At 40.4% G+C, this 26,748-nt stretch carries 23 protein-coding genes; 16 read left to right on the top strand and 7 right to left on the bottom strand.

The features are described 5' to 3' along the window. The first annotated feature begins 401 nt into the window (after positions 1 to 401). Entirely contained in the window at positions 402 to 1,088 is a 687-nt protein-coding gene (locus tag NSMS1_RS18285; RefSeq protein ID WP_067775158.1) for a RusA family crossover junction endodeoxyribonuclease, read from the top strand. Between the two features lie 716 nt (positions 1,089 to 1,804). On the opposite strand, the gene NSMS1_RS18290 is transcribed toward NSMS1_RS18285, so the two are convergent. The 3 genes from NSMS1_RS18290 to NSMS1_RS18300 all read right to left on the bottom strand — a co-directional run bounded on the left by NSMS1_RS18290 (position 1,805) and on the right by NSMS1_RS18300 (position 3,665). Further along, positions 1,805 to 2,152 (bottom strand): DUF5615 family PIN-like protein, encoded by a 348-nt coding sequence (locus NSMS1_RS18290; RefSeq protein WP_224086203.1) that lies wholly within the window; start codon positions 2,150 to 2,152, stop codon positions 1,805 to 1,807. Then, positions 2,149 to 2,430, bottom strand: a complete 282-nt coding sequence (locus NSMS1_RS18295) for a DUF433 domain-containing protein (RefSeq protein WP_224086205.1) — start codon at positions 2,428 to 2,430, stop codon at positions 2,149 to 2,151. Before NSMS1_RS18295 ends, NSMS1_RS18290 begins: the two co-directional genes overlap by 4 nt. 281 nt (positions 2,431 to 2,711) lie before the next feature. Further along, positions 2,712 to 3,665 carry a ribonuclease Z gene (locus tag NSMS1_RS18300; RefSeq protein WP_224086207.1) on the bottom strand — a complete coding sequence of 318 codons (954 nt, stop codon included), beginning with the start codon at positions 3,663 to 3,665 and terminating at the stop codon, positions 2,712 to 2,714. Between the two features lie 144 nt (positions 3,666 to 3,809). Here NSMS1_RS18300 and NSMS1_RS18305 point away from each other — a divergent pair, with 144 nt between their 5' ends. Further along, a complete protein-coding gene (locus NSMS1_RS18305; RefSeq protein WP_224086209.1) occupies positions 3,810 to 3,965 on the top strand; it encodes a hypothetical protein in 156 nt (51 codons plus the stop codon). 74 nt (positions 3,966 to 4,039) lie between these two features. Here NSMS1_RS18305 and NSMS1_RS18310 read toward each other — a convergent pair whose 3' ends face one another. Further along, positions 4,040 to 4,186: a hypothetical protein gene (locus NSMS1_RS18310; protein ID WP_224086210.1), complete on the bottom strand. Its 147-nt coding sequence runs from the start codon at positions 4,184 to 4,186 to the stop codon at positions 4,040 to 4,042. 143 nt (positions 4,187 to 4,329) lie between these two features. Between NSMS1_RS18310 and NSMS1_RS18315 the strand changes: the two genes are divergently transcribed. From NSMS1_RS18315 to NSMS1_RS18325, 3 genes are all read left to right on the top strand, one after another. Then, positions 4,330 to 4,626: a transposase gene (locus tag NSMS1_RS18315; RefSeq protein WP_224086211.1), complete on the top strand. Its 297-nt coding sequence runs from the start codon at positions 4,330 to 4,332 to the stop codon at positions 4,624 to 4,626. A gap of 2 nt (positions 4,627 to 4,628) precedes the next feature. Further along, the gene (locus NSMS1_RS18320; RefSeq protein ID WP_224086212.1) at positions 4,629 to 5,177 is read left to right on the top strand and encodes a transposase; all 549 of its coding nucleotides are present in this window, start codon (positions 4,629 to 4,631) and stop codon (positions 5,175 to 5,177) included. Positions 5,178 to 5,387: 210 nt separating this feature from the next. Next, positions 5,388 to 5,783, top strand: a complete 396-nt coding sequence (locus NSMS1_RS18325) for a tetratricopeptide repeat protein (RefSeq protein WP_224086213.1) — start codon at positions 5,388 to 5,390, stop codon at positions 5,781 to 5,783. Positions 5,784 to 5,888: 105 nt separating this feature from the next. On the opposite strand, the gene NSMS1_RS18330 is transcribed toward NSMS1_RS18325, so the two are convergent. After that, complete coding sequence (locus NSMS1_RS18330) at positions 5,889 to 8,084, bottom strand: CHASE2 domain-containing serine/threonine-protein kinase (protein WP_224086214.1); 2,196 nt, start codon at positions 8,082 to 8,084, stop codon at positions 5,889 to 5,891. A 691-nt stretch (positions 8,085 to 8,775) separates the two neighbouring features. Between NSMS1_RS18330 and NSMS1_RS18335 the strand changes: the two genes are divergently transcribed. From NSMS1_RS18335 to NSMS1_RS18360, 6 genes are all read left to right on the top strand, one after another. Further along, a complete protein-coding gene (locus tag NSMS1_RS18335; protein WP_224086215.1) occupies positions 8,776 to 9,894 on the top strand; it encodes a sensor histidine kinase in 1,119 nt (372 codons plus the stop codon). 11 nt (positions 9,895 to 9,905) lie between these two features. Next, complete coding sequence (locus tag NSMS1_RS18340; RefSeq protein ID WP_224086216.1) at positions 9,906 to 10,583, top strand: response regulator; 678 nt, start codon at positions 9,906 to 9,908, stop codon at positions 10,581 to 10,583. A gap of 42 nt (positions 10,584 to 10,625) precedes the next feature. Beyond that, positions 10,626 to 12,752 carry a substrate-binding domain-containing protein gene (locus NSMS1_RS18345; protein ID WP_224086217.1) on the top strand — a complete coding sequence of 709 codons (2,127 nt, stop codon included), beginning with the start codon at positions 10,626 to 10,628 and terminating at the stop codon, positions 12,750 to 12,752. After that, on the top strand, positions 12,730 to 13,368 hold the full coding sequence (locus NSMS1_RS18350) for an FHA domain-containing protein (RefSeq protein ID WP_224086218.1): 639 nt from the start codon (positions 12,730 to 12,732) through the stop codon (positions 13,366 to 13,368). The genes NSMS1_RS18345 and NSMS1_RS18350 overlap by 23 nt, the downstream gene beginning before the upstream one ends. Before the next feature lie 155 nt (positions 13,369 to 13,523). Next, complete coding sequence (locus NSMS1_RS18355) at positions 13,524 to 14,438, top strand: DUF928 domain-containing protein (protein WP_224086219.1); 915 nt, start codon at positions 13,524 to 13,526, stop codon at positions 14,436 to 14,438. A 283-nt stretch (positions 14,439 to 14,721) separates the two neighbouring features. Next, positions 14,722 to 17,529: a beta strand repeat-containing protein gene (locus NSMS1_RS18360; RefSeq protein ID WP_224086220.1), complete on the top strand. Its 2,808-nt coding sequence runs from the start codon at positions 14,722 to 14,724 to the stop codon at positions 17,527 to 17,529. 305 nt (positions 17,530 to 17,834) lie between these two features. Here NSMS1_RS18360 and NSMS1_RS18365 read toward each other — a convergent pair whose 3' ends face one another. Beyond that, on the bottom strand, positions 17,835 to 19,949 hold the full coding sequence (locus NSMS1_RS18365; protein ID WP_224086221.1) for a caspase family protein: 2,115 nt from the start codon (positions 19,947 to 19,949) through the stop codon (positions 17,835 to 17,837). Between the two features lie 175 nt (positions 19,950 to 20,124). Beyond that, a complete protein-coding gene (sat, locus tag NSMS1_RS18370) occupies positions 20,125 to 21,303 on the bottom strand; it encodes a sulfate adenylyltransferase (protein WP_224086222.1) in 1,179 nt (392 codons plus the stop codon). Between the two features lie 404 nt (positions 21,304 to 21,707). Between sat and NSMS1_RS18375 the strand changes: the two genes are divergently transcribed. The 5 genes from NSMS1_RS18375 to NSMS1_RS18395 all read left to right on the top strand — a co-directional run bounded on the left by NSMS1_RS18375 (position 21,708) and on the right by NSMS1_RS18395 (position 26,540). Then, a complete protein-coding gene (locus NSMS1_RS18375) occupies positions 21,708 to 21,908 on the top strand; it encodes a hypothetical protein (RefSeq protein WP_224086223.1) in 201 nt (66 codons plus the stop codon). A 170-nt stretch (positions 21,909 to 22,078) separates the two neighbouring features. Beyond that, on the top strand, positions 22,079 to 22,330 hold the full coding sequence (locus NSMS1_RS18380) for a hypothetical protein (protein WP_224086224.1): 252 nt from the start codon (positions 22,079 to 22,081) through the stop codon (positions 22,328 to 22,330). A gap of 98 nt (positions 22,331 to 22,428) precedes the next feature. Beyond that, positions 22,429 to 22,698: a hypothetical protein gene (locus NSMS1_RS18385; protein ID WP_224086225.1), complete on the top strand. Its 270-nt coding sequence runs from the start codon at positions 22,429 to 22,431 to the stop codon at positions 22,696 to 22,698. A gap of 33 nt (positions 22,699 to 22,731) precedes the next feature. Beyond that, on the top strand, positions 22,732 to 24,882 hold the full coding sequence (locus tag NSMS1_RS18390; protein WP_224086226.1) for a peptidase domain-containing ABC transporter: 2,151 nt from the start codon (positions 22,732 to 22,734) through the stop codon (positions 24,880 to 24,882). Between the two features lie 263 nt (positions 24,883 to 25,145). Beyond that, positions 25,146 to 26,540, top strand: coding sequence for an HlyD family secretion protein (locus NSMS1_RS18395; RefSeq protein ID WP_224086227.1), 1,395 nt, complete (start codon positions 25,146 to 25,148; stop codon positions 26,538 to 26,540). Positions 26,541 to 26,748 lie beyond the last annotated feature (208 nt).

Genomic DNA, 26,748 nt, shown 5'->3' on the forward strand with positions numbered 1-26,748 from the left:
GTAGTAATTTAATAAGTGTTTCTTCGTCTACATTTAGACGTTGGGAAGAAGAAGATAAATTGCGCCATGAGAGAACATTAGGTAATCAACAAATATACTGGATGTTGTTCCATTGGAAGTTGTGCAGAAAATTCCGTTTAATAATCTAAATTGGGATGTTATACGGAAAAATTCTTGATAATAGCAAGAGATATACGGAAAAATTCCATATAATTCTCCTATGAATGGTAGTTATACGGAAAGAATCGGTATATTACCAAAATAAGGGTGTAAAAGAAAAGGTTTCCGTATATTCAGACAGGAGTTAGTTGTAACGCTTGATATATTAGGATTGAGAAGAAGATTATACGGAAACTTTCCGTATAATAAATAGTTACACCTCTTAAAACTAAAGTGGATTAATGACTGACGAACTGCTTGAAGAGTTAGATAAAGCAAGTCGCGGCGAAGCACCATCACCATTTGGCAAGGCAGAATTTATAGTCAAAGGTTCTCCTGCATCAGTTCAAGCCAGCAACGACAAGCGCGATCAATATATTAATTCAATTAAAAACCAGTTCAAGCCCCTGAGTTATGTACTGACTGGGGATATCATTCTGAATATCACATGGCTTTTACCGACAAAAAGTCGATATGAAACTGATGCAAAGGCAGATATTGATAATTGTCTTAAACCTATTATTGATGCTTTCACAGGGAGAGACGGATTATTTATAGATGATTGTCAATTAAGAGGTTTATATGTATGCTGGCGGCATATTGAATCTGAAGATGAACGAGTAATCTTTGAGTTTGAATTTGTTTCCAGTGAATTTTCATTAAAGAGTGAACTTGCCTTTGTACGATTAGAAGGTGCTCTTTGCACTCCAGTTAATCTAAATTGGTCACATGCCGCTAAAGTAATGTGGGCAAGTTTTCTGAAATCTGGTCAAGCATCAAAAGGTGTTTTGGAAAAGTTGGGAGTTTCTTATCCAGCAGTTGCAGGTTTTCTAGGTTCTAGCCGACCATTTCATGTAACCAGAGTTAGGGGATTCAAGATTATCAGCCTCAGTGAGTTTGTTGAGAAAAAATCAGTGGGCGAAGTATAACAATCCGCCTGCACCCGACTGTTTAGAGTCTTTTCGTTGAGTTCGAGAGGTTACTAGCGGCGGGTGAGGCGGAACGTTAGGCGGCTTCATCTTTTGGTGGAGATGGTACATCAAACATATCTGTCAACACGCAAGTCCATCGGCATTTCAGGGAACTGTGGGACAAATGGAACAGGCAAGATAAAACTTATTCATTGTGTGATGCAGTTAGTTTTGTTTTGATGCGTCAACGTGGAATGACAGAGGTATTGACCACTCCACTGGTCGACATTTTGAGCAGGAGGGCTTTATTAGGTTGTTACAGTCAGCCTCCTAACACTGCGTTGGTGTGGACGGCACAAAGGTTATCTGTGGGTGGGTGTTCAAGGTTATTTGCCGTCGCACAACTTCGACATTATGTCGCAAGTCTTCTGTAGTAGCCATCTGGAATGAACTTTGTATCTAGTATTTTAAATACTTGCTTCTCAGTCTCCTCGTTTTGAGCCTTATCCCTGTTTTGTCACTCCAGTAAGAGAAAAATCAAAGTAAAATTTTGAACTGTAGATAGAACTGGCATTTGAACGTTTATTTTCTAACACAATGGCTAAAATTATGTTTTTTTGATAAACGTTTTATGCTGACAGCATTCCAGATTATTCATTAAAGAGGGTTAAGCCAAGATAGTAGGATAATATTGACGGAGCAGCATTTTGAGGTTTATGGTGGGGCGATCGCCACTAAATATATCGAACCTGATTTTGCATCTCGTCTGAGGTAACTTGATTGAGAATGACGAGTAATCTTTGTGCGACCTCTTGAGGAGAACGACGAACAGCAAAAATTACTCCGTAGTGCGTCTGTTCCGAATCAAAGTAATTCTGTACAAGTTCCTCAAAATCAGTTCTGTTGTGAGTAACCAGAGTTCTTGCTTGACTTACAGCATAGGCAAGTTGCTCTGCATCAGTTGCGCGAAGTTGCCCTGCATCTCGTGCAGTAATGACATCAAAACCTCTTGCTTGAAGCAAATCGCCTACTAGTACATTGACATCTTCATCCAAATACAGACAAACAAATATGCTACTCACAAATCTCTAACTAATGGATCTATCAATTCGCTAGGAATGCGGTTTTTTTCAATATATTGATTAATTTCGTCCTGGTGGTCGCTGTAGTAAGTTAATGCTCCAAAGACTTGCCCCAAAGTCAGGTGTGGCATCCCTTTGGGGATTTCCTCTGGTGCAATACCCATTCGCCAAGTTTCGACTATTGCTCTGACGGGTGTCCGAGTTCCTCGGATGATAGGTTCTCCATGTAGAATCTCATCATCCCGAACAACATAAAGATATTCCGTTGCTTGAACCATGCTAACCTCTCAAGTTGGCTATTCTTTATTGTATGGTTTAGATCAACTGTCCCAGTGCATCAGGCGGCATAATGGGAACGTTATGCCGCTTAGTCTTGGGTTGGGGCGCAACCAAAAGCTTACCTGTCGGCATTTAAAGTGAATTTTATCGCGTTTAAGAGGTATTGCTAGGATTTCGGCAGCTATGGAGGAAAATAACGCTCAAACGGATTATGTCGTCTATCTGACCGTTGAGAATATCAAGAGTGGTGGGTGAATCAGCGCCCGTCTGCGTTTAAACCTCAAACCTCACTCATCGCCGCTTCTCGCCGTCTAGGCACTTCATAAGCCATAAAATCATAAGCCATATTTGTATTAGGAAAAATAGCACGAGCCTCTTGTAGCAAATCCTTCAACTCCACAGTATTCCCAGGCGCATAACGAGGGCTAAAATGAGTCATCAATAACCGATGTGCGCCAGCCGCCAAAGCAGTTTGTGCTGCCATTGTCGTTGTTGAGTGCAACCTTTGAAAAGCCATCTCTGCATCTTGATGAGCAAAAGTAGCCTCATGAATTAACACATCCGCATCTTTGGCTAATTCCACTGCACCATCACAATAAATTGTGTCTGTACAATAAGCAATCTTCCGCCCAATTTCTGTAGGGCCACATAACTCTGCACCATTAATCACACGCCCATCAGCCAGGGTAACAGTTTCCCCCCGCTTAAGTTGACCATAAACCCGACCTGGAGGAATTTGCAAAGCTTGGGCTTTTTCCACATCAAAACGTCCGGCGCGGTCTTTTTCGGCTACGCGATAGCCAAAGGCGGTAATGCGGTGATGTAAAGGGCCACAAGTTACGGTAAATTCTTCATCTTCATAGACGACACCGGGACGAACAGCATGAACTTTAATCGGATAGGAAAAATGTGTATGGGAGTAACGCGAAGCGGACTGGATATACTCATTTAATCCGGCTGGCCCATAAATATCTACTCGTTGGACATTACCCGCCAAGCCACAACTAGCAAGAAGCCCCAATAAGCCAAAAATATGATCCCCGTGCATATGGGTAATAAAAATTCGGGATAATTGGCTCATTTTCAGGTCACTCCGCATAAGTTGATGCTGAGTACCTTCCCCACAGTCAAATAACCACAACTCGGCCCGTTGGGGTAATCTGAGGGCAACACTGGATACATTGCGCGCTCTTGTGGGTACACCAGAACTCGTCCCTAAAAATGTAATCTGCACAGCGTTTTCTAGCCTTCCTCTTGCTATTGTTAAAGCTATGTTTTCTATAGTGGCACGGTTACAGGATAAATTGTTGGGAATTTGGGGACTGGGGACTGGGAATGTGGAAGCGTTAAAACTCAAGGGAAATCTGGAGGTACAAGGATGAAAAAAAATTATCATCTTGGTTCATCTGTTGATGACTTGTTTGAAGAAGAAGGGACACTTAAAGAAATTAACCTGATTGCTACAAAACGTGTTATTGTATGGCAAACTAGCGAAGCCATGAACAAACAAAATTTGAACAAGATTATTTCGTAGGGCAATGCACTGCCCACCACCCACTTATTGAGAAGGTGCAAGAGATCAGTGAAGTCAGCGATTTAAACAGTGTCTTATGCACCTGCTTTAAACATTCTTGCTATAGCATCAACATCAAAGTATGTTGGTGTGTTTTTAGCTTGTGTGTAAGCAATTATTAATAAATCAGGGTCAATAACTTGTAGCCCGTTGGTTTGAACGTAAGAATTTCTTGTAACCATTAGCACTGCCTGCTGTTGGTAGAAAATGATAGGAGGATTTAGACAATAACTATTGTATGGACTATAGAACCCATTTGATATCTTTTTGGTGATTGAGTAGAATCAACAGAAATTAGGTGCATGGAAGCAGATCAGGATTGAAAATGGGTTATTCAAGCGATTTGACAGACAAAGAGTGGGAAATAATTGAGCCATTATTGCCGACGAAGAAGAAAACCAGACCCCCTGTGTGGACAAAGCGGCAAATCCTTAACGGTATACTTTATCAACTGAAGAATGGTTGTAATTGGGCTGACTTACCTAGAGATATGCCGCCATATTCAACAGTATTCTGGTATTACCAGCAGTGGTGTGAAGGGGACATCCTGACGAAAATCATGACTGAGTTGCATCAGCAGGTGCGGGAACAAGTAAAAAAAAACCGCAGTGGACGACTCTAATCATGATTGACTCACAAGCGGTGAAAAATACTTGTAATGCCAGTGTTGAGTCGAAAGGGTTTTGCTTTTACAAATGCACTAATGGCATCAAAAGACATTTGGCAGTGGATATCTTAGGCTTCCCTTTCTTTACCCACTGCACCAAAGCTAATGTATCTGATGACCAAGGGTTAATTGAAATGCTCTCGAAAAACATTGATTACTTCAAATCTAAACCTGTGGAGCAACCCATGACGACTATTCTGGTAGATAACGGCTATCATCCTGATCAATTGACACAAGCCTTGGAACAGATTTACCCAGAGATTATGACTAAAATTCAATTTGAACTTTCAGCCAAACCATCAAAAGCACAGAAACAGACGAAAGGACTATCTGGATTTGTGCCTGTTGCTGCCAGATGGGTCATTGAAAGATCGAATGCTTGGGTGGAGAGATGTAAAAGTTTAGTCAAAAATTTCGACCGCACACTCGAACGTTCCAATGCCAAGCTCAAGCTATGTTTTATTCGGCTAATGCTCAAACGGCTAGCTGTCGCAGATACCGCCTGAAAAGATATCAAATGGGTTCTATAAAGAATACTGACGACCACAAAAAATGCAGTTAATCTAGAAAGATGACTGCACTATAGCATCTGCCACATAGGTAAGGACATAGAGCTAATTATAAAACTCTTATAGAAAATAGCTTTTGAGCCTGTTTCCTATTACCTGTCCTCTGTTGCCTGCGATAACTAACTCTTACCTTGGAACTCGAAAAAAGTGAATAGCGATCATCAATACCCTAGCTCAGTAGAAATACCAGAGATTAATCGATATATTCAGCAGGCTTATACTCGCTTTGCCCAAGGAGATATCGAGGGAGCGATCGCGCATTTTCATGCAGCAATTTTTCTCCATCCCCAGAGCGCAGAACTTTACACCGCCAGAGCGCAGTTTCGTAAGAAGAATTTAGGTGATTATCGTGGTGCAATAGAGGATTATACTCAAGCAATTTATATTAATCCTCACAATGCCTTCTTTTATTATTGGCGTAGTCAAACCTATCAAGAACTGGGTGAGCAGCAAAAAGCAATTGAAGATTACAATGCTGCGATGAATCTAGCGCCTGAAGGCACTATTTATTATGTTTTTGATAAAAGTAGTAAACAGCCATAGGTGAGAATTAATTGGTAATTGGTAATTGGTAATTGGTAATTATAAAAGTCAGACGAAATTTAGCTTTGGGGCTTTGAATCTGTTTACTTAGAACTCAGCACTCCCCTATAAACTTTCCACAATATTCAGCACTTCTGTTGCTGATTGGTATCTTTGTGTGAAGTCAAGTTGTACCATTTTATCTACCACTTTAGTTAATGCTTCGGTGGTGTCTGCGAGTTCCCACCAATATTTCCAAATTTGTTCACCAGTCTCCGATGTGATGGGAATAATTACCACACCTGTATTGACATCTCTGCGGAAAACTTTGGGATTAACTCCACTTAAGGCTTGTATCACAACTATTCCCAAAGCATAAATATCACTGTTAAGTCTGGGCATACCGCTCATTTGTTCGCCGGGTGCATAAGCAGGAGTGCCAACAGCAATAGTCTGATTTTCTTGTTCCTCAGATTGCATTTGAGGTTGGACTTGTTTGACTGCACCAAAGTCAATCAAAACAATGTGTCCATCGGCTTTTCGCCTCATCAAGTTATTAGGTTTGATGTCTCGATGAATTACATCGTAGCTGTGAACAAAAACTAGAATTTGTAAAACTTCCTTGAGTATACTCATCACATCAGCTCGTGAACGAGGTACTCCAGGAGTTAACTCTTCTGATAAGGGATGACCAGCAATAAATTCTTGGGCTAAATAAAATAGCTGCTCTTCTTCAAAGAAGGCTAATAAATAGGGTATTTGTGAGTGTTTACCTAGAGTTTCCAGAATATATGCTTCATTATTAAACAAGCGTCTTAGCACACTCAAATATTGTTCATCTTGGGTGGCTGGACGCATTTGTTTCACAACACAAACAGGACTTCCCGGACGTTGGATATCCTGGGCTATATAAGTATTGCTAAATCCCCCAGTACCTAAATTTTCAATAATTTTGTAGCGTTTTTTGAGTACTGTGTTCAGCGCCATTGTTTGCCCCATAGGATAGACAGTGGGAGCAATGGTAGCCTGAGTTTGTCTGTTTGGGTTTTGCGAGGCGTATGCTTGTAACTGAGCAATTAAATCCTTTTGCTCTTGCACTCGTTGTAAAATCTTCTCTTTTTCTTGTTGACTTTGATAGGCGCTATAAGCAAGGACACTACCAGCCGCAACTACTAAACCCAATGCTGGGGAAATTACAGGAAACCATCCAGCTTGGATGAAAATGGCATAGTTAATGCCAAATAAGGCAGCTAAAGAACCACCTTCTGCCAATCCTAAGCCTAATGGGTGGCGAATGCGCCAAGCTAAAAATCCCCCCACTACAGACCATCCACCTATCCACAGGACTTCACCCCACCCAGGCAAAAACCACAACAGACGTTGGTTATTCAAAACTGCGCCTAGAATTTGGCTGATAATTTGGGCATGAATTTCTACTCCTGCCATCCTACCCGCGTCATCGGCTTTGCCAGTAGTATATGGTGTATTAAAAACATCTTTTAAGCTCGGTGCTGTAGAACCAATTAAAACAATGCGGTCTTTAATTAATTCCGGTTTGACGCGACCTGAGAGTACATCTGTAACGGTAACTTGTTGAGCTATCTGGCGAGGAGAGCGGTAATTTAAGAGAATTTGGTAGCCTTGAGTATCTGCATTTTCGTAACCACCGGAGTAGTTTTGCAGAGGTTTTAAGACTACATTACGTAATTGCAATTCTTTTTTGGCAGTTAACTGGGGTTGAATACCTGCGACTTCTAAATATTTGATGGATAATTGCCAACTTAAAGAATAAGGGCTTTGGCAAATTTCGGACTGAGCCACATTAACTGAGATCAAATTCCGCCGAATAGAGCCATCGGTATCTTCAACAATATCACTAAAACCTACTCGCTCTGGTTCTACTCCCCGTGGGGGTGCAATACCAGCATTTTTAGCATCGGCGTGTTTACAAACAGGAACAATTAAATCGCTTTCTTGTAGGCGTTTTAGTAGTTTTTCGTGACCTGGTTGTACTGGTAAGTCACGATAAATATCTAAACCGATCGCTCTAGGTTCTAATTGTTCTAGTTTACCTAGCAGTTGGTCTAACACTTCGCCCGGTAGAGGCCAATTCCATTTTTGTAAATCTTCTTCAGTCACAGCCACTATTAACAGACGCGGATCTGTACCACCGTCGCCCTTAGCCTGAATCATCTGGTCATAGACTCTTAATTCTAGAGGCTCTAATATTTGCAGCTTTTGTAGTCCTAGCATGAAAATTGTGGCGATCGCACTAGAAATAATTACTGGTTGTTTTAATATTCTCTTAACATTTTCCAACATTTCACTAGGAATTTATTCAATAAAATTTAAGTATTTATCATGTTATTTTATGTTTTTAATATCACTGGATGATATTTACAATTTTTATAATTAGGTACTGTATATTTTTATATATTTTCTAGAAAAATTTAGGTTTCAGCAGGCAATACTGTTGTCGTTATAACTTATCATCATTATACTGACAGTATCAATTCTGTCTCCTACTTAAAACACTCAAAATTAATATCGAATTAACAAAAAACATTTACTTTCCTTGCCAGCAAATTGAGCAATATTATCAAAATTTTATTGTTCACGATCGCGGTGTGCGTTAAGTGTCAATTATTGGTTAATAATTTTTAGTTCCGTTAAAACGTAACACTGCGATATCTAAAACGGTTTAAACTTCTGTATTTGTGATAGTTGAAGCTGTGTCATAAAACTTACTCTATTAGTTCATTTTTCTTTACATAACCTATTGCAATTGAACATAATCCATTCTGCATAACTTTAGAGTGTTCGTTCATATTAGAACTTACCTATGAAAACAAAAAAGGTTTTGGCAAGGGTATAAAGGTGCAAGGGGTAAGGGCTTTAAACCTATATCCCTATATCCTTACACCCTGTCTCCATAGATAACCTCGGTGCGTAAGTCATACATATTATTGGGCAGTGGAATTAAGTCATTTTAGTGTTCAGAGGTTGCGGTGCTATGAACGGGAAAATTTTTCTACCAAAAAAAGAAATCACTATCCATGATTTAAAACCATCAAACATTCAGACATATTGTCAATTGCAGTCTGAACAATTAACTAATCATTGTCCCATTCTTTTAGCTAGGATTGTCTATTATGATTGTTTGGCAAAAAAACATCAAGAGGTAATTAACCATGCTAAAAATCAAAAGCCATTATCACGGAATAATTTAGCATACTTACGTTCGGAATCATGGCTAAAAGATTTTCCGCCAGTAGGACAAGTATATGAGTTTTCCATGCAGTATCCAAATTTATTTGTATACTTTTGTCCTACAGGTTATAGGAATGAGAAAGCCGAGTATATTCAGATAGTTGCAGAACAACCTATTTCTCAGAATGTTCAAGAGTATATCCAACAATCTGCTATGCTCCTTAGCAATTATGCCGACATATATTTGGACTATGGCAGACAAAAATCGGAAATTAAACTGTTAGAACAAGTGCTACATCGAGTCGGACACCAATTGCGGAGCTATTTAGCATTGGTGGGGTTGTATGCTCATAATTTATGCTTTAGTTTAAAACAAAGTCCTGAATATGAACAAGCAACAATCATTCGTGACAGTATCGAAGATATAGATAATAATCTCACCGAACTGATAAATTGTGGTCAAGGAGAAAAACTCAAAGTTACGCCACAAGATTTAAGAAATTTAGTAGTAGAAAGTATCAAGACTCTGCAACCTCTACTTGATAGCAAACAAGCGAAAATATCAATTCCCGAAAATTCTACCACTTTGTTAATTGACTACTTACAAGTCAAGCAAGTTTTTAACAATATATTAAGTAATGCTGTGTACTTTAGTCCTGAGTCTGGCACGATTACTTGTAGTTGGCAGATTTTTCAAACAGAAGTGTTAATCAAAATTTCCGATGAAGGTCAAGGACTTTCTCCAGAAGATATGCAGAAAATATTTACCCCTTTTTATACTCGCAGACCAGGAGGTACAGGACTAGGTTTAACTATTGCCAAAAAAATTATCTTAGACCATCACGGAAACTTGTGGGCGCAGAGTGTAGCAGAAGGGGGAGCGCAATTTTGCATAATTTTGCCTCGAACCCAGAATATATAGGAGTGTCAAATATGGCTAGTGACAATCCTTTAACGGTTTTGTTAGTAGAAGATAATGAACGCTTTCGCCAAGGCTTACGGACTCTGTTAAGTTTTTATCATGGTAACGGTTCATTACCTCTAGAGATAGTAGGTGAGGCTAACTCTTTAGACCAAGTATTAAAATTAACAGCAGAGAAATCACCAGATTTAATCCTCCTAGATTTGCAACTAGTTGGTAGTGATGGTATTAGTGTTTTGTTTTCTTTAAAACAAATTGGTTACTCTGGCAAAGTCTTAGTCTTATCTGCTCATCAAGAAGACGAGTGGGTTTTTCGTGCTATGCAGGCGGGAGCATCTGGTTATGTGTTTAAAAATCACTTGGGAACTCAACTATGCGAAGCTATTAGCACAGTAACTAAATCAGAAATTTATCTACCTTCAGAGGTTGCAAGTCGATTTTTCCGATTTTTTCAGGCTTATTCCGACTCTTGTTTGCGTGCTTGTCATCAACTACATTTAACAGACAGGGAGCAGGAAGTTTTATACTGGTTAACCCAAGGTGCATCTAATGAAGAAATCGCCAAACATTTATATGTGACTGTTGCTACAGTCAAGGCTCACCTAACCAGTATTTTTGAGAAACTGAAAGTTAATAGTCGGACTCAAGCTATAGTAACTGCATTGAAGTTAGGACTCGTGAGAGCTTGAGCGTGGGTTTATGATGAATATAATTTTGCCAAATACTAATATATGACCTCATTTGGTGGATTTTATCGAGAATATGCCTGTGCGTATAACAATCCTTTAAGTTGCGATCGCCCATTGGAAACGGCACAAGAACTTAAAGGTGCTAAATTTTGTTTAGAATGCGGCTTTCCTGCCACTTTACCAGAGCAAGCTGAGATTAAAGGCAATGGAGGTACTTATCAGGTAAATAGTTATTTAGGGGTGCGGGGTTACGGACGTTTATATGCAGGTGTGCAAGTTAAAGACAAACAGCCTGTAGAAATTAAAGAATATCTCTTACCCAACCGTTGCTTTAATGAACAAGAAAGTTTGCAGCGTAAACAAGTTTTTCAACGGGTAGGGGGAGTCAAATTAGCCGACAGTAGAGTCCAGAATTTTCGTTTAGTGAGTACGATAGAAGCTATTGCCGATGAAAAGGCAGACCGTTGTTATTTAATTAGTCAAAAAATAGAAGCATCCCAAACCTTAAATCAATACCTGACAGAGAAGGGGAAAATGACAGCCTTGCAAGTCAGGGAGGTATTGAATCAAACTCTCCAAACTCTCGAATTTCTCCACAGCCAAAAATTGCGTTTTCCTTCCAATCAAGTCCAGGATGGCATAGCTCACGGTAATCTTAATCTCGATAGTATTTTAATTAAACTCGCTAATAATCAACAGTTTTATATATATCTTTGTGATTTAGCTATTTGGGAGAACTTATTTATTCCGCCAGCTATTACCCAACCTGCACCCGCACAAAAAGAAAAAGATTTAGAAGCTCTAGGATGGGTAGCTTTTTATTTACTAGCAGGACGTACTGTTGATTATTCTAATCAACCTCTTGACCCTAGAGACTCTCAACAATGGTCTACTACAGATACTCATTTAAAACAGTTCATTGAGCGATTAATGGGTTTAGCTGCACCCTTTACCAGTGCAGAAGCGGCTCGTCAAGCACTCATCCAATTGCCGAAAGAGGGTCAGGCAAATAATTCATCATCATCGGCTGAAGATACACCAGAAAATCAGAAATTTAAAAAACTTTTATTGTGGTTATTAATCTTAGCGTTGTTATTGCTAGGAGGCGGAATTGCTTATTATTTCTGGCGAGATAAAGGAGATGATGATAGTAAATATCTCCAATGGTCTAGTTTGTTGCGGCTGTTTGCTGATGTACCTAATGTTAGTCCGGGTAGATTTAGTTATGCGGGGGAGAGAACGGGAACATGGAGTGTGATTATTAGGCAACAAGTCGATAACTCTGTTTTAGAAGATGTACTGACTAATCCTATTCCCAATGCAAAAGCAATATTTCAATACAATCCTGTGGCATCAAATTTACAAAGTCCAAATAGACCTGTAACAGCCGTGAAAACAGGGAATAGCAACTTTGCTATTACAAGTGTGACTAATAATATTACAGATGAATTAGATAAAAAACCTGTTGCTTATGATGGATTACTGGTTTATGTTGAATTTAGTAAGAGAGATACTAATTTGGCAAATGCTTTAGGAGGAAAAATTACCCTTGAGCAATTGCGACAAATTTACACCGGAAAAATTACCAATTGGCAACAAATTAATAGTAAGCTGCCAAATGTGAAAATTACACCTTATAAACCAACTGAACCAGAAGCCATTAGTAAATTTCAAGAAATCGTTCTCAAAAATGACCCGCAAGACATAGCTTTATTTACTAACAACGTCACCGCACTAGATACCACCAGCACTCAAAACCAAATTCGTGAGGAAATTCTTAACACAACAAAAAGTGGGATTATTGCTTTTGGGATTCTGAGTAAGACTAAAGGTCAATGTACTGGCTACCCATTAGCGATCGCCAATGGTAATACTACAGCCATTCAACCCCTATTTCAAAAACGCGATCGCCGTCCTATCAACACCGCAGATGACCTTTGCCAGCATGATGATTACTTTTTTGATGTTGATACTTTTAAAACTTACCCTTTGGGCTACCCTATATTTGTAGTTTATCCCAGAGACAATAGCCTACCACCAGCCGGGTCTAAATTTTCTGAGATACTAACTACTCGTCAGGGTCAGTGTTTACTTAATAAAGTAGGTCTTGTCCCTTTACAACCCATACCTGATGCTATAAAGAACTATGCCTGCCAATCGTTGCCCTAATCCTAGTTGTGAATATTTTAACCGCACCTTACCTAATAGTGCTAAGGTTTGTCCTTGGTGTTCCACTCCCTTGGGTAATGTAGTAGCGCCTACACCCACACCAAGTAGACCTAATCCTCCACAACCCATTCCCCAACAAGTTACCCCTCAACAACCTGTTCATCCATCGCCACCAGTCACACCCCAGCCTACTTACCAACCCCCCGTTGAGCCAGATCGGACAAACTATCAGCAAAGACAACCCGTACAACCAACACCGCCAACCTATAACCCCCAGCCTCCCAGATTACCACTACTGAAATTTATCCACACTTCCGGTAGGGAATTTCAATGGTCAGGAGAAGCAGGTTTTATTGGTCGTCGTGGTAAAAGTGTGAGTATTCCCCCAGAAATTGATTTGACTGGTATCCCCAATGAAGGTATAGTTTCTCGTCGCCATGCGCGAGTTTCTTGGGATTGGTCGCAAAGTAGTTACATGATTGTTGACATGAGTACCAATGGTATTTATTTGAACGGAACTGCTTTAAGTCCTGGCGTGCAGTATCGTCTAATGAATGGTGATTTATTGCAGTTTGGTCAAGAAAATTTAGTGCGGTTTAGTGTGTATGTGATGTGAGGAAAAGAGCGATCGCCACTCAAAAACTAGGAACATAAACCCCAACAATTACGTATTATACTTAGTGGGAGGAATGACAAAAGCGCATAAGCTGCTAGCAGCAATATTTATGTTATCCACAACACTCTAAATTAATAACAATAAATATTTATTTTATGAAACTTCAACTTTGGGCAAGCTGTCTGCTTGTTAGCTTGGCGTGTCTATCCTTAGATTTTGTTAGTCAAAATAAAGTTGTGGCAATCAATCCAGTTGGGGAAATTGCCCAAAATAGTGGCGCTTATAACCAAGCTATGCAACTCGGTTATACAGAAACTAGACGGAGAAACTATCGCCGCGCTTTAGGATATTTCCAGCAAGCACTGCAACTACGCCCTAATGATAAGTATGCCACAGCAGCCGTAAGAAATGTGAGAAGCTACATGCAGCGACGCACTAGTTTAATTAGTTTTGTTCCTGGCAGACCTGGGAGATTAAGAGCTGCTGCATCCAGGGGAAGTTGCTTCTTAAATGGAATATCAGCTGTTCCGCTAATTCCTAGCAACAAGGAAGCACAACTAACAACAGCAGCAAATCCCACTTTCTTTTTCTACATTCCCCAAACACCTAAACCAATACAAGGGTTAGAATTTGTTTTGCGTGATAGTGAAAGTGTGACACCTTTATATAAAAAAAGTTTTCAACCTGTAGGGCAAGCAGGTATTGTTAGTATCACTATCCCTGCACAACAAGCATCATTAAAAACAGGAAAATCTTATAATTGGTCTTTTTCGATGATTTGTGATTCTCAAAATCGTGACCAAGACCTATTCATGAAAGGTAAGATTGAACGTGTGCAAGATGAAAACCTTGCTGAACAGATACAGGAAACCAACCAGCCATTAGACCAAGCAATTATTTATGCAACGGCTGGATTTTGGGAAAATGCCCTCAGTACTTTGGCCAATTTACGCCGCCAGCGTCCTAATGATCAAGAAGTTAAAAAATATTGGACTGATTTACTTAGCTCTGTTGAATTGACAGATGTTGCAGACCAGCCGCTTTTACCCTGTTGTACTGCACAGGAGTAAATAGCTGGACATAAATAATTGTTACTTGGGTAAGGCAAGAGGGAAGAGTTTTTTAGCTACTTGACTAGAACTCTTGTATTTCAGTTTATTTGCGTCTTCCTACTTAACAGGACTTTTGTATATCTCGGCTCAACACTGGGGTAGGTGAAGGTACCTTAACTGAACTTTTCTCTGAAAAATTATCTGAGCCAAAACAGAGGTTTGAACTAATATTTCCTCTAAAATAAACCGTTAATTGTAGTTTATTGTTCACATTATCTACTTTTAATGGAAGGGAAGTAAGATGGCTTCTACTATTTTGACAGTCAATACCACAGCCGATCAAAATGATGGCAGTGCTGCTAATGGTTTATCTCTAAGAGATGCGATTTTAATCGCTAATGCGAATCCAAATACTGATTATGAAATACAGTTAACAGGAGGGACAACGTACAATCTGACATCAAATGGAGTTAATGAAAATGCAGCCCTGACAGGAGATTTAGATATTACAAATCGCAGTAATGTGCTTTATATTGTGTCAGTTGGTGGGAAAGCAACTATTGATGCGTCAGGTTTATTAAATAGCGATCGCGTTTTTCAGGTACTGGATGGTGGTCAATTAAGCTTACAGAATGTAGTGGTTACGGGCGGCAACACATCTAGTAATGGTGGAGGTATTAGGGTTGATTCTAATGCCGCTCTCGATTTGTATAATTCGACAGTTACGGGCAACAAAGCGTCCGGTTCTTATAATAACGGCGGCGGCATCTACAACAGTGGTTTCGTCTCCCTACGCAACGGCAGCACAGTTGGTAACAATATCGCAACTGGAGGCTCTAGTCAAGAAGGCGGCGGCATATACAATTCCGGCGGTACACTGATTGCAACTAACTCAACAATTAGTAACAACCAAGCGGGACTTTACGGTGGTGGCATCTCTACCGTTAGTGGATCGGTGACTCTGGTCAATACTACTGTTAGTGGCAATAGTGCGGGATATGGGGCCGGCATCAGAAGTAACGGCACTTCAGTTGCCTTACTTAATACTACGGTCAGTAGCAATAGTGCTAATTATAAAGGTGGCGGTATATATGCTTCTACTGATGGAGTGTTCAATTTGCTCAATAGCACTGTTACCAATAATACTGCTATCAGCACAGCATCCGGCGACGGCGGCGGTGGTATTTATAGTCTTAGTGCCACAGTTAACCTCAAAAACACGATTGTTGCTGGGAATATAAATAGTAATGCTCCCGATCTTCTCTCTGGTCTTTTGAGTTCAGCAATATTTAATGGTAACAATAACAACCTCATTGGTAGCTTAACTGGTGCTAAAGGCACTGTAGGCACAGGTACAGATATCGTTAACCCCAACCCCGGACTCGGCCCCTTACAAAACAACGGCGGACTCACCCTTACCCATGCTCTCCTTCCTGGTAGTCCTGCAATAAACGCCGGTAACAACAGCTTAATTCCTGCTGATACACAAGACCTTGATGGCGATGGCAATACAACAGAACCCACTCCCTACGACCAACGCGGTTTGACGCGGGTTGTTGGCGGTACAATTGATATCGGTGCATTTGAGGTACAAGCAGCTACCTTACCCAGCCTCAGCATCCAAGATGTTACTGTTACCGAAGGTAATACAGGGACAAAGAACGCTACTTTTACTGTGACTCTTTCTGCCGCCAGTACCTCTGTTGTCACAGTTAACTATGCTACTGCTAACGGCACAGCCACAGCAGGTAGTGATTATACCGCCACCACAGGTACATTAACTTTTAATCCCGGTGATACCAGTAAAAGTCTCAATGTTGCGGTGACTGGCGATCTCACAATTGAACCGAACGAAACTTTCTTGGTTAACCTCAGCAATGCCACTAATGCAACCATTGCTGATAATCAGGCAGTAGGAACGATAACCAACGATGACACTCTGCCGACTCTCTCTATCAATGACATCACTGTTGTTGAAGGGCAAACTTCGCAAGCTGTCTTAACCGTCACTCTGAGCAGTGCCTCTAGTCAACCAGTCACAGTTCAATATGCTACAGTCGCTGGAACTGCTACTGCCAATGCAGACTATACCACCAGCAGTGGAACTTTAACTTTCGCTGCCAATACTACCACTGCCAAAATTACTGTTCCCATTCTCAATGATAGTCTCAGCGAAGCCAACGAAACCTTTAAAGTTAACCTTTCTAGTCCTACCAATGCAACTTTGCAAAAATCCTCTGGGACTGTCACTATCACTGATACTTTGCAAGCTAGTATCACCACAACCTTAGCTGATGGGATCGAGAATTTAACTCTAACTGGAACGAGCAATATTAACGGCACTGGTAATAGTGGCAATAATATTCTGACGGGCAATAGTGGCAATAATATTCTGGCTGGTGGTATTGGGAATGATACCTACGCATTCAATGCTTCTACCCAATTAGGTAGCGATACCATACAAGAGACCAGCACAGGCGGCAGTGATACTATTAGTTTCAGTGGTACTAGTACTGATGTCCGGCTGAATTTGGGTGTGATTACGACGCAGACAGTCAACAGTAACTTGAAGTTGACTCTATCTGCGAATAATGTGATTGAAAATATAGTCAGTGGTAGTGGAAGCGATCGCCTGATTGGCAATAGCCTCAATAATAATCTCAATGGGGGCAGTGGCAATGATGTGTTAACAGGTAGAAGCGGTGCAGATATTTTAATCGGTGGGGCGGGAAATGATATTCTTTCTGGTGGAAGTGAGAGCGATCGCTTTTGGTATAGTAGTGGACGAGCTTTTACCAGTAGCGATTTTGGTAACGATACCCTAACTGACTTTACATCTGCCAGTGATAAGTTGGTGTTGAGTAAACAGACTTTTACCGCTTTGAATAGTATTGTGGGTGATGGTTTGAGTCAAGCTTCTGATTTTGCTACCGTAGATGATGATGGTTTAGCTGCAACTAGTACAGCATTCCTAGTTTACAGCCTCAGTAGTGGCAGTCTTTACTATAACCAAAACGGCAGTGCTGCTGGGTTGGGTACTGGTGCTGAACTGGCTAATTTGATCAATTTGCCTAGTTTGACTACTACTGATTTTACGATCATTACTTGATCCTAACCTCAATAGGGTTAAGTTAAAGGTGCATGAGTTCGACAGATTGTAAAACCCCACTCCAAACCTCTCCCCTGCAAGGAGAGAGGCTTTGAAAGGCTAATTTTTCATTAACAGGTAAGGAAAATTCAGCCCCTCTCTGCATCGAAACAAAAAGTCTGAGCGCTGGCTTCCGGCGCTCAAAACTTTTTAAGAGAGAGGGTTTAGGGAGAGGTTCATCGAACTCACGTTAGTTTTATTTTTACTTTATAAATAACCTCTAATTGGAGAAACCTCTGCGTTTTAAAATATTCCCTCAATTTTATTTATGCTATTTGAAAACTAAAATTGAAACTTGCCCAATTATTTACATCTAAAATATACGAATCTGTAGCTGTACCATTCATTTCTGCTTTGATGGCGCTGCCATTATGTAAGTCTTGCAATAATGCTTGTCCAACTTCTAAGGGATTAATTAATGTAGCTATGGGTTGTTGGTCGCCTGCGGAATATTTAGCTTTTTCTAAAATATCTACAGTGGTGTTAAAGGGTGCAGTGCTGAAAATTAGTTGGTGTTCCCATGTGGAGGCTGTATCAGAAACTACCCATCCTGATGCGGGTGGTGTCTGTGGTAAAGTTATAGTCTCATTAGGGGCAATAATTACTTGTTGGAGTTGGGGTTGGGTGTCGGGGTTAGGTTCTTGTGGAATTTGCCAAGGGTAAAAGGCGATCGCACTACGATGATTCTTCAGTCCCAACAGCATAAAATATATAGGGCGATCGCTCAAATTCTGCACGCGATATTGTATTTTACTGCCAATCGGAATAATCGGATTGTTGAGTGGCTTTTTAGTGGCTTTTTCCGTGTCGAGAGTGCGTACGGTTTGCTGTTGCATTACCACCCGTGGCGATATACTGCTAACTATCTCTAACGTCACCTTAATAGGTAAGCGGGAAGAACCTTGATTTTGGGTGAGTCGCCATAACTTCGCCGCCAACAGCGTGGATAATTTTGCTGATAAACGTTGTGCTGCTACTTTCACCGCTTCCCCCACACCGCCATCTGTGTTAGGAATGATTTCACCACCCAAGGTAAATAAACCGTAGCGGCTGGGAGTCTGCGGTAGTTTGCCAAATAAGTAATCTGCTGGTTGTTCTGTGGCTACGACAGTAGAAATATGACCAACTCCAGCAAAGGCGCTAGTTGCATCTACTCGCTCAATTCTTTCTAACTTAGTATCTAAAGCTAATATTAAGTGAATATTGCGGGGTAATACGCGCACAGTCTCTTGAATTAATTGCCCTTGCAAGGGAGATGTATCGGCAACTTTTGAGACTAGGGCTTTAGCTGTTAATCCTGTACGCGATCGCACCACCAATTGCCCTCCCGTTGCTAAAATAAATCTAGAATTAGCACCGTAATATTCCAAAACCTGAGTAGGTAGCCCTCCTAACCAGACTTGGGCAGTTTTCCCATCTTCTTCTATTGCCAATATCGCCCCTTCAGCACCATTGCGGCTATCTGGGAGTAAATTATCTACAGTCACCACACCCGGTTGATTTTTCTTCTTAGTTAATAACCCAGGCTGTTGTTTACTTCCCAATTGCTGCATAGAACTTGCTGCATGGGAGAGACTGACTTGAATGGCTGTGGCTGGGGTTGACTGCCAAAGTTGTTGTGTTAAAGCATAAGTAAATAAACCTGCACTAAACCCAGACATCATCACTTCTCTGGCGGCTTGTTGTGGTTCAGAAGTGGCAGATAGGACTACAACTGGGTTAAGTTCAGGTTGGGTTTTGATTTGTTTGAGAAAATCGAGTTCTGCGGCGGCTAATTGCGTTGTGGCTGACTCCTGACGGGCGCGGAGTCGTAACCCTGATGGTTGGGTGGCGCTGGGAAGTGAGTAGCTAGTATCTAAGACGGCTGTAACATGATTTGTAGGGAGCGATCGCAACAATACTAATAAAGTATCTTCTAATAAATAATTAGCTATTTGAGAATCTGGCGGTTCTTGATTTTCATTAGTTGTAACTATAGCGTTTTGTAGTGTCTCTGATTCTCCTGATAACTGAGTACCGTAACCGCTAAAGTGAAATACCACCACATCCCCTGGTTTAGCTTGCTTGACGAGATGATCTCCAATAGCTGCTTCAATAAATTCTCTGCTTGCTTGTTCTTCAGTTAACGTCAGAATATCGCTAGCTTGAAAGCCAAACCGATGTATCAACAATTCTTGTTGCAGTTCAACATCGGTGAGACAACCACTCAACGAAGAACTTTTGCGGTATTGATTAATGCCAATTAATAACGCCAATTTTCGCGGTGTAGGCTGCGCCAAAGCTTGATAATAGCTATTGCCCATAGCCAACCACTCAGCCTCAGTTATACCCAACACCGCCAGTATTGAGCCAATTCGTTGTACAAAAGTCCGACGCTTCATAAAAACCATCAGTCCTCAGCCCGTCAGCTAACAGCTTATAGGGCTGAGGGCGGGGTGTAAAGACAGTTGACAGTTGACAGTTGGCAGATGACAGGGGGTAGGAGGCAGAGGTTAAAGACTTTTTCCTTTACCCTTTACCCTTTACCCATACTCCCTACTCCCCATTCAGCACTCCCTAAGCTAAAACCTTCACTCGCATTGCCCGTGCTAATTCGGCTGCTACTTCGGGGCGAGAAAATTCTGGTGGGGGTAATTCACCGCGACGCAGCATTTCTCTGACTTTGGTTCCCGATAAATGAACACGTTCTTCTGGACGGCTGGGGCTGGTTTTGGTGGTTGCCATTTGTTTAGTGCGGGTGCAGTAAAAGGCGTGTTCAAATTTCATGGGTACGATGCCTAATTCCCCTGGCTCAAATTCATCGAAGATATATTGAGCATCATAAGTACCGTAATAGTCACCCACACCAGCATGGTCTCGACCGACGATAAAGTGGGTGCAGCCGTAATTTTTGCGGACTAAAGCATGAAAGATGGCTTCGCGGGGGCCAGCGTAGCGCATGGCGGCGGGATTAATTGCCAAAATTACCCGATCTTGGGGGTAGTAGTGTTCTAGCAAGATTTCATAACAACGCATCCGTACATCGGCGGGGATGTCGTCTTCTTTGGTAGCCCCTACCAAGGGATGTAAGAATAAACCATCCACGGTTTCTAAGGCGCACTTTTGAATATATTCGTGGGCGCGGTGAATGGGGTTGCGGGTTTGGAAACCGACTATGGTTTTCCAACCCTTGTCTCTAAACATTTGCCGAGAAGCAATTGGGTCAATTTGATAATCGGGGAATAGAGGATGAGAACTGCGTTCCAGCAGCCAGATATCACCAGCTAAATGTACAGGGCCTTGGTTATATAGAACTTGTACTCCTGGGTGCTTGGCTTCATCTGTGCGGTAGACGTTGATGGCTTCGCGGGTTTTGTCGTAGCGATATTTTTGGGTGAGTTGCAAAACCCCAATGTACTCGCCTCTGGGGTTATCTAAACGAACTAAGCCACCTTCTTGTAAAGAAGCAGCTTGTTCTTCACTAACTGAGAGTGTGATTGGTATTGACCATACAAGACCGTTAGCCAAGCGCATTTCTGTGACTACGCGATCGTAGTCTTGCTGGTTCATGAACCCGGTAAGTGGGCTAAAACCGCCAATCGCAATCATTTCTAAATCAGAAACCGCCCGTTCGTCAAGTTGCACTCGTGGCAGGAACTCAGCTTTGGAAAGAAATTCTTCTCTTTGTTCTGGGGTGGCTATGCGATTAACCAACTGTCCACCGTGCGCGGCAATGGCATCTGGATGCTGACTCAACTTCAATCCCCTCTTAAGCGATAACTACAATTGTTGCAAACTGTGTACTAACTAACTTATCAAAATGCTGGTACACAAGGTAAAAAAATTTGAAATATGACAGATGATGCTTTTATCCCCATTACCAATTAATTAACTTATATGCAGAAAGGCTGTATGAGAGACGTAATCATCGACAGTAAACAGCATAGAAAGTTCAATTGTATTTTTCAGAAACTTTACTAGCTTAATTAAGTATTTGAGTCTTCTAGGTTAGGCAAATAAGTTTACATAAATTACAAATGAATTAACCCTTCTTTCCTCGATATTGTATTAAGCAAGCAAGGAGTTAAACAGCCAACGCAAAGCAAACAACTCTAAGCTTCACAAAGTACAAACCTAGTTTATCAATGGAGACCAGTCTCATGTTATCTAATACAAAAAATAACCTGTTCACCGTAGTTAATTCTGAAGAGTCCGCTATTGTTAGTGGTGGAGCAACTGCATTGACATTTAATTTAGATGATTACATTTTTCTTGTAGGTGCTGGTCAGTTATATGGCAACCCTGGTTTGACTGCTAATGAACTTGATGCTGCTTGGGAGCAAGCACTAGGTATTAAATAATAACCACAACTGGTTAGTGTTTTAACTTAGCTCCTAACCATTCAGGGTTAATTCATTAATTATACATTCACTAAATACTGAAACTTATTTAACAGTTTCAGTATTTAGATTAATTAACTGAAAACCTACTCCGGAAAATAATTACTAATCGACTGAAGAAGAAAATAGCAATGAATCAAAAATACATCGGTTTTAGTTTACTATCTCATGACGAATCTTGTTCTGTTCGTGGTGGTATTGCTGATCCATCATTTGTAGTTATATCTGAGCAAGAAGGTAAACTTATAAACGCAAACTCGCGTGGTGATAGTGTAACGCTTGTTTCCAATAAGCAGAAGATTACAGAGGGTAATAACATTGTTGATCCTCTCTTGATAGCTTTCCCATCAGTTATTCCCCAAAAGGAGACTACTTGTACTTAGGGGAAGTTTTAACAATTAAGTAATCATAAGTATCATTATTTGATTGATGTTCCAGTTTTGTCAAATATATTATGTGAAACCTATCCTATGAGGAAACAGTGAAAGAACAAAGCCAACTTTTTACAGAACTATCTTCTAAAGAATCTGCTGCCGTCAGTGGGGGAATAGGAGTTAGTTTTGATTTAGATACTTACTTGTTTATTTTAGGCGCTGGTGTTATGTTTGGCAATCCTGGACTTACTTCAGATGAGGTTCATTTCGCCTGGATGAGTGCATTTGTTTTTACAAATAAGAGGACAAGTGATAATGACATTGGTGTCAGTAGAGTCATTAGAAGAAACTCTAGAAGGTCGAGTTTATATTTCTAGCTTTATATATGTAAAAAACAGACATTTTAGGTTATGAAATATATTTATGTTTTACAACACAGTCAAGAAGATTGTGGTGCTGCTTGCATTGCGGCGATCGCTAAATATTATGGACGCAATTTAACTCTCAGTCGCATTCGGGAAGTTGTCGGTACAGGACAATTTGGTACGACTTTATTAGGCTTACAAAGAGGCGCACAAACTCTTGGTTTTAAAGCGCATTCTGTAAAAACTTCACCAGAACTTTTCAACCGCATCAATGAAGCACCATTACCAGCAATTATCCATTGGAAAGGCAATCACTGGGTAATTTTATATGGTAAAAAAGGTAAAAATTATGTAGTTGCAGATCCAGCCGTCGGTATTCGTTATCTCTCCCAAAAAGAGTTAAGCGAAGGCTGGAAAGATTTATTAATGCTGTTGCTAGAACCCGATGCAGAATTATTTTCGCAAATAGAAAGCGATCGCACTTCTGGTTTTTGGCGTTTCTTCAAGCGTGTTTGGAATTTTCGTAGTATCTTAGCACAAGCTTTACCCCTAAATTTACTGCTGGGAGTCTTATCATTAGCTTCCCCCTTTCTATTGCAAATTCTTACGGATGATGTCTTAGTTCGTGGTGATACAAAACTACTGACGACGATGGCGATCGCAGTAGTAGTTATGAATATTATTTCTAGTAGTCTAGGTTGGGTACAATCTAACTTAATTGCTCATTTTGCTCAACGTTTACAACTCAGTTTAGTAATGGAATTTGCTAGACAAATTCTCCGCTTACCCCTCAGCTATTACGAAACTCGCCGCAGTGGAGAAATTGTTAGTCGTCTGCAAGATATTAACCAAATTAATCAATTAGTAGCTCAAGTTGTTATTAGTTTACCTAGCAAATTTTTTATTGCAGTTATTTCTTTTAGTCTCATGACTTTCTATAGTTGGAAGTTAACTATAGTAGCTTTGTTAATATCTGCTATTATGACGACATCCACAATCGTCTTCCAACCGATTCTCCGCAATAAAACTCGTGAACTTCTAGTCCAAGAAGCAGAAGCACAAGGAGTTTTAGTAGAAACATTTAAAGGTGCATTAACCCTAAAAACTACCACATCAGGTTCACAATTTTTTGAGGAATTTAATAGCCGTTTCGGTCAACTTGCTAATTTAACCTTTCGGACAATTCAAATTGGGATTATCAACAATTCATTTTCTAGTTTTGTATCTGCCGTTGGTAGTATATTTTTACTTTGGTGTGGTGGTAATTTAGTCATTAATCCTTCAGAAAATTTGAGTATTGGTCAACTTTTGGCTTTTAACTCCATGAATGGTAATGTGTTGGGATTAATTGCCACTGTCATTAGTTTTGTAGATGAATTTACCCGCGCAAAAACTGCCGTACAACGTCTCACAGAAGTGATAGATACTACACCTGAGAACGCCAATGACGGCAAAAAACCTTTTGCAAAGATTACAGGTAAGGATGACATTATTTGTACAAATGTCAACTTTCACTATGTTGGTCGAGTTGATTTATTAGAAAATTTTACTCTGACAATCCCCGGCGGTAAAGTGACTGCAATTATAGGAAAATCTGGCTGTGGTAAAAGTACCTTAGCTAAACTCATTACCGGATTATACACTCTGCAATCAGGTAATATTCGCATCGGTTTATATAACTTAGATGACCTCTCCCTTGATTGTTTGCGTCAGCAAGTAGTGTTAGTTCCTCAAGATGCTCATTTTTGGAGTCGTTCAATTGTTGAGAACTTACGTTTGGGAGCGCCCTATGTTACCTTTGAGCAGATTGTCAGAGCTTGTAAAATTGCAGATGCTGATGAGTTTATTAGTAAACTACCAGAAAAATATCAAACAGTTTTAGGCGAATTTGGGGCTAATATCTCCGGTGGACAAAGGCAGAGGTTAGCAATAGCAAGAGCGATAGTTACAGAACCCCCAATTCTTATTTTAGATGAATCTACAGGTGGGCTTGACCCGGTAAGTGAGAGCCTAGTATTAGAACAGTTATTACAACACCGTCGAGATAAAACCACAATCTTAATTAGCCACCGTCCGCAAGTAATTAGTCGGGCTGATTGGATTGTTTTTCTAGAGCAAGGTAGATTAAAAATGCAAGGCTCATTACAAGATTTACGTACCCAAGTCGGAGAGCATTTAGATTTTCTAATTCATTAAATAAGTAGGTGGACATAATTATTTAGAAGACGCATTTCGACTACGCTCAATGCTCGATCCTAGACAAGAGGAGGGTTGAATTTCGACTACGCTCAACTTCCGTGCAGTCGAAACCCGGCGACCCCTTTTTTAGTTTAATTTATTCCTTCTACTTATCATAACCTAGCTCCATTGAGTTCGTAGTAAGGACTTTAGTTCTTATTTGCTTCTTAAAGGACTAAAGTCCTTACTACAAACCTAAAATTATTTACACAGTTTTCCTTATGCTTTATATACAAAATCAGAAATATATCCCACGAATCCCAGAAGATGATGCTTTACCACCTGTTAGTGTTTGGACATCTTTATTAGGGCTATTTCTTGTAGCATCTGTTGGTAGTGCGATCGCACTCTCTTCTTGGGTGAAATACAATGTCACTGTGAAAGCACCTTCTGTTGTGCGTCCTATCGGTGATGTACGATTAGTACAACCCGAAATGGAAGGGACAATTCAAAGTATTTTGGTTGCAGAAAATCAAGTTGTCAAACAAGGAGATGTAATTGCACGTTTAGATACTGATCAATTACAAATCAAAAAGAGTCAATTGGAAGGTAATATCCAACAAGGTAAATTACAACTCATCCAAATTGATAGTCAAATCGGCTCTTTAGATACTCAAGTACAAGCTGAATTAAATCTTTTGGAACGAACAATTGCTTCGGCGCAAGCAGATTTAGCCCGAAATCAGCGAGATTATCAAGAACGACAAATTACCACAAAAAGTGAATTTTTGGCTGCTTACGCAGGTTTACAAAAAGCCGCAGCCGATTTACGCAAAGCTCAAGCAGACTTAGATTTTGCTAAAGTGGATCGCGATCGCTATCAGCAATTAACAGAAATTGGTGCTATTGGTAGACGGGAATATGAACAGAAAAAACTCGTAGTTGAACAGACTAAATCAGCATTGGAAGGCGAAAAAAGGTCAATGGAAATAGCCCAAGCTAAGTTGCAATCAGCCCAAGCTGCTGTTAATCCTAGCACGGCAACGGTAGCGATCGCCCAAGAACGTATCGCCCAAGAAAATGCTAAAGGTGCTTCCACCATCGCTACCCTACAAAAAGAGAAACAAGCCTTAATCCAGCGCCGGATAGAGATGCTTTCCCAACTCAACCAATCTCAAAAAGAATTGCAACAAGTAGAAAAGCAACTGCGAACTAGTGTTATTCGTGCTACCAGTGACGGAATTATCCTGAAGCTAAATCTGCGAAACCCTGGACAAGTTGTGACTACTAACGAGGCGATCGCCCAAATCGTACCCCAAAATACTCCCCTTATAATTAAGGCGATGGTTCCTACCGCAGATATTAAAAAAGTGGAGGTAGGACAAAAAGTGCAATTACGCATTAACGCTTGTCCTTATCCAGATTATGGGACTTTAGCAGGTGTAGTGAGCGCAATTTCTCCTGATGCAATTACTCCCCAATCTAACAATTCAACTACGGAATCGGTTGCAGGTTATTTTGAAGCAACTATCCAGCCTCAAAAGAGAGAATTTGGTAATGGCGATCGTCATTGTTATATCCAAACAGGAATGGAAGCGGAAGCTAACATTATTTCTAAAGAGGAAACAGCACTGCAATTTATACTGCGAAAGGCAAGATTAATTACCGATTTGTAGACTCAAACTATTGGGTTAAATCTTTTATAGCGATTTCCAGTTTGAGTTATAGAATCAATATTTTAAACGCAGAGGGGCGCAGAGGTTTTGCTGATTTTATTAGCAATGTACTCGTAACGCAAAAGACTATTCTTTGTGTTCTCTGCGTCGCTGTGGTTTAATTCTTTTTTCTAACTAGAGGGAGATAAAAATATATTTGGTAATTGGC

The organism is Nostoc sp. MS1, from assembly GCF_019976755.1.
GTDB lineage: Bacteria > Cyanobacteriota > Cyanobacteriia > Cyanobacteriales > Nostocaceae > Trichormus.

What these genes read in the sequence shown, in the direction of transcription:
- NSMS1_RS18285 (WP_067775158.1), top strand. Translation starts at nt 402, where the DNA reads ATGACTGACGAACTGCTTGAAGAGTTAGATAAAGCAAGTCGCGGCGAA.
- NSMS1_RS18295 (WP_224086205.1), bottom strand. Translation starts at nt 2,430, where the DNA reads ATGGTTCAAGCAACGGAATATCTTTATGTTGTTCGGGATGATGAGATT.
- NSMS1_RS18305 (WP_224086209.1), top strand. Translation starts at nt 3,810, where the DNA reads ATGAAAAAAAATTATCATCTTGGTTCATCTGTTGATGACTTGTTTGAA.
- NSMS1_RS18310 (WP_224086210.1), bottom strand. Translation starts at nt 4,186, where the DNA reads ATGGTTACAAGAAATTCTTACGTTCAAACCAACGGGCTACAAGTTATT.
- NSMS1_RS18315 (WP_224086211.1), top strand. Translation starts at nt 4,330, where the DNA reads ATGGGTTATTCAAGCGATTTGACAGACAAAGAGTGGGAAATAATTGAG.
- NSMS1_RS18320 (WP_224086212.1), top strand. Translation starts at nt 4,629, where the DNA reads ATGATTGACTCACAAGCGGTGAAAAATACTTGTAATGCCAGTGTTGAG.
- NSMS1_RS18330 (WP_224086214.1), bottom strand. Translation starts at nt 8,084, where the DNA reads ATGTTGGAAAATGTTAAGAGAATATTAAAACAACCAGTAATTATTTCT.
- NSMS1_RS18335 (WP_224086215.1), top strand. Translation starts at nt 8,776, where the DNA reads ATGAACGGGAAAATTTTTCTACCAAAAAAAGAAATCACTATCCATGAT.
- NSMS1_RS18340 (WP_224086216.1), top strand. Translation starts at nt 9,906, where the DNA reads ATGGCTAGTGACAATCCTTTAACGGTTTTGTTAGTAGAAGATAATGAA.
- NSMS1_RS18345 (WP_224086217.1), top strand. Translation starts at nt 10,626, where the DNA reads ATGACCTCATTTGGTGGATTTTATCGAGAATATGCCTGTGCGTATAAC.
- NSMS1_RS18350 (WP_224086218.1), top strand. Translation starts at nt 12,730, where the DNA reads ATGCCTGCCAATCGTTGCCCTAATCCTAGTTGTGAATATTTTAACCGC.
- NSMS1_RS18355 (WP_224086219.1), top strand. Translation starts at nt 13,524, where the DNA reads ATGAAACTTCAACTTTGGGCAAGCTGTCTGCTTGTTAGCTTGGCGTGT.
- NSMS1_RS18360 (WP_224086220.1), top strand. Translation starts at nt 14,722, where the DNA reads ATGGCTTCTACTATTTTGACAGTCAATACCACAGCCGATCAAAATGAT.
- NSMS1_RS18365 (WP_224086221.1), bottom strand. Translation starts at nt 19,949, where the DNA reads ATGAAGCGTCGGACTTTTGTACAACGAATTGGCTCAATACTGGCGGTG.
- NSMS1_RS18375 (WP_224086223.1), top strand. Translation starts at nt 21,708, where the DNA reads ATGTTATCTAATACAAAAAATAACCTGTTCACCGTAGTTAATTCTGAA.
- NSMS1_RS18380 (WP_224086224.1), top strand. Translation starts at nt 22,079, where the DNA reads ATGAATCAAAAATACATCGGTTTTAGTTTACTATCTCATGACGAATCT.
- NSMS1_RS18390 (WP_224086226.1), top strand. Translation starts at nt 22,732, where the DNA reads ATGAAATATATTTATGTTTTACAACACAGTCAAGAAGATTGTGGTGCT.
- NSMS1_RS18395 (WP_224086227.1), top strand. Translation starts at nt 25,146, where the DNA reads ATGCTTTATATACAAAATCAGAAATATATCCCACGAATCCCAGAAGAT.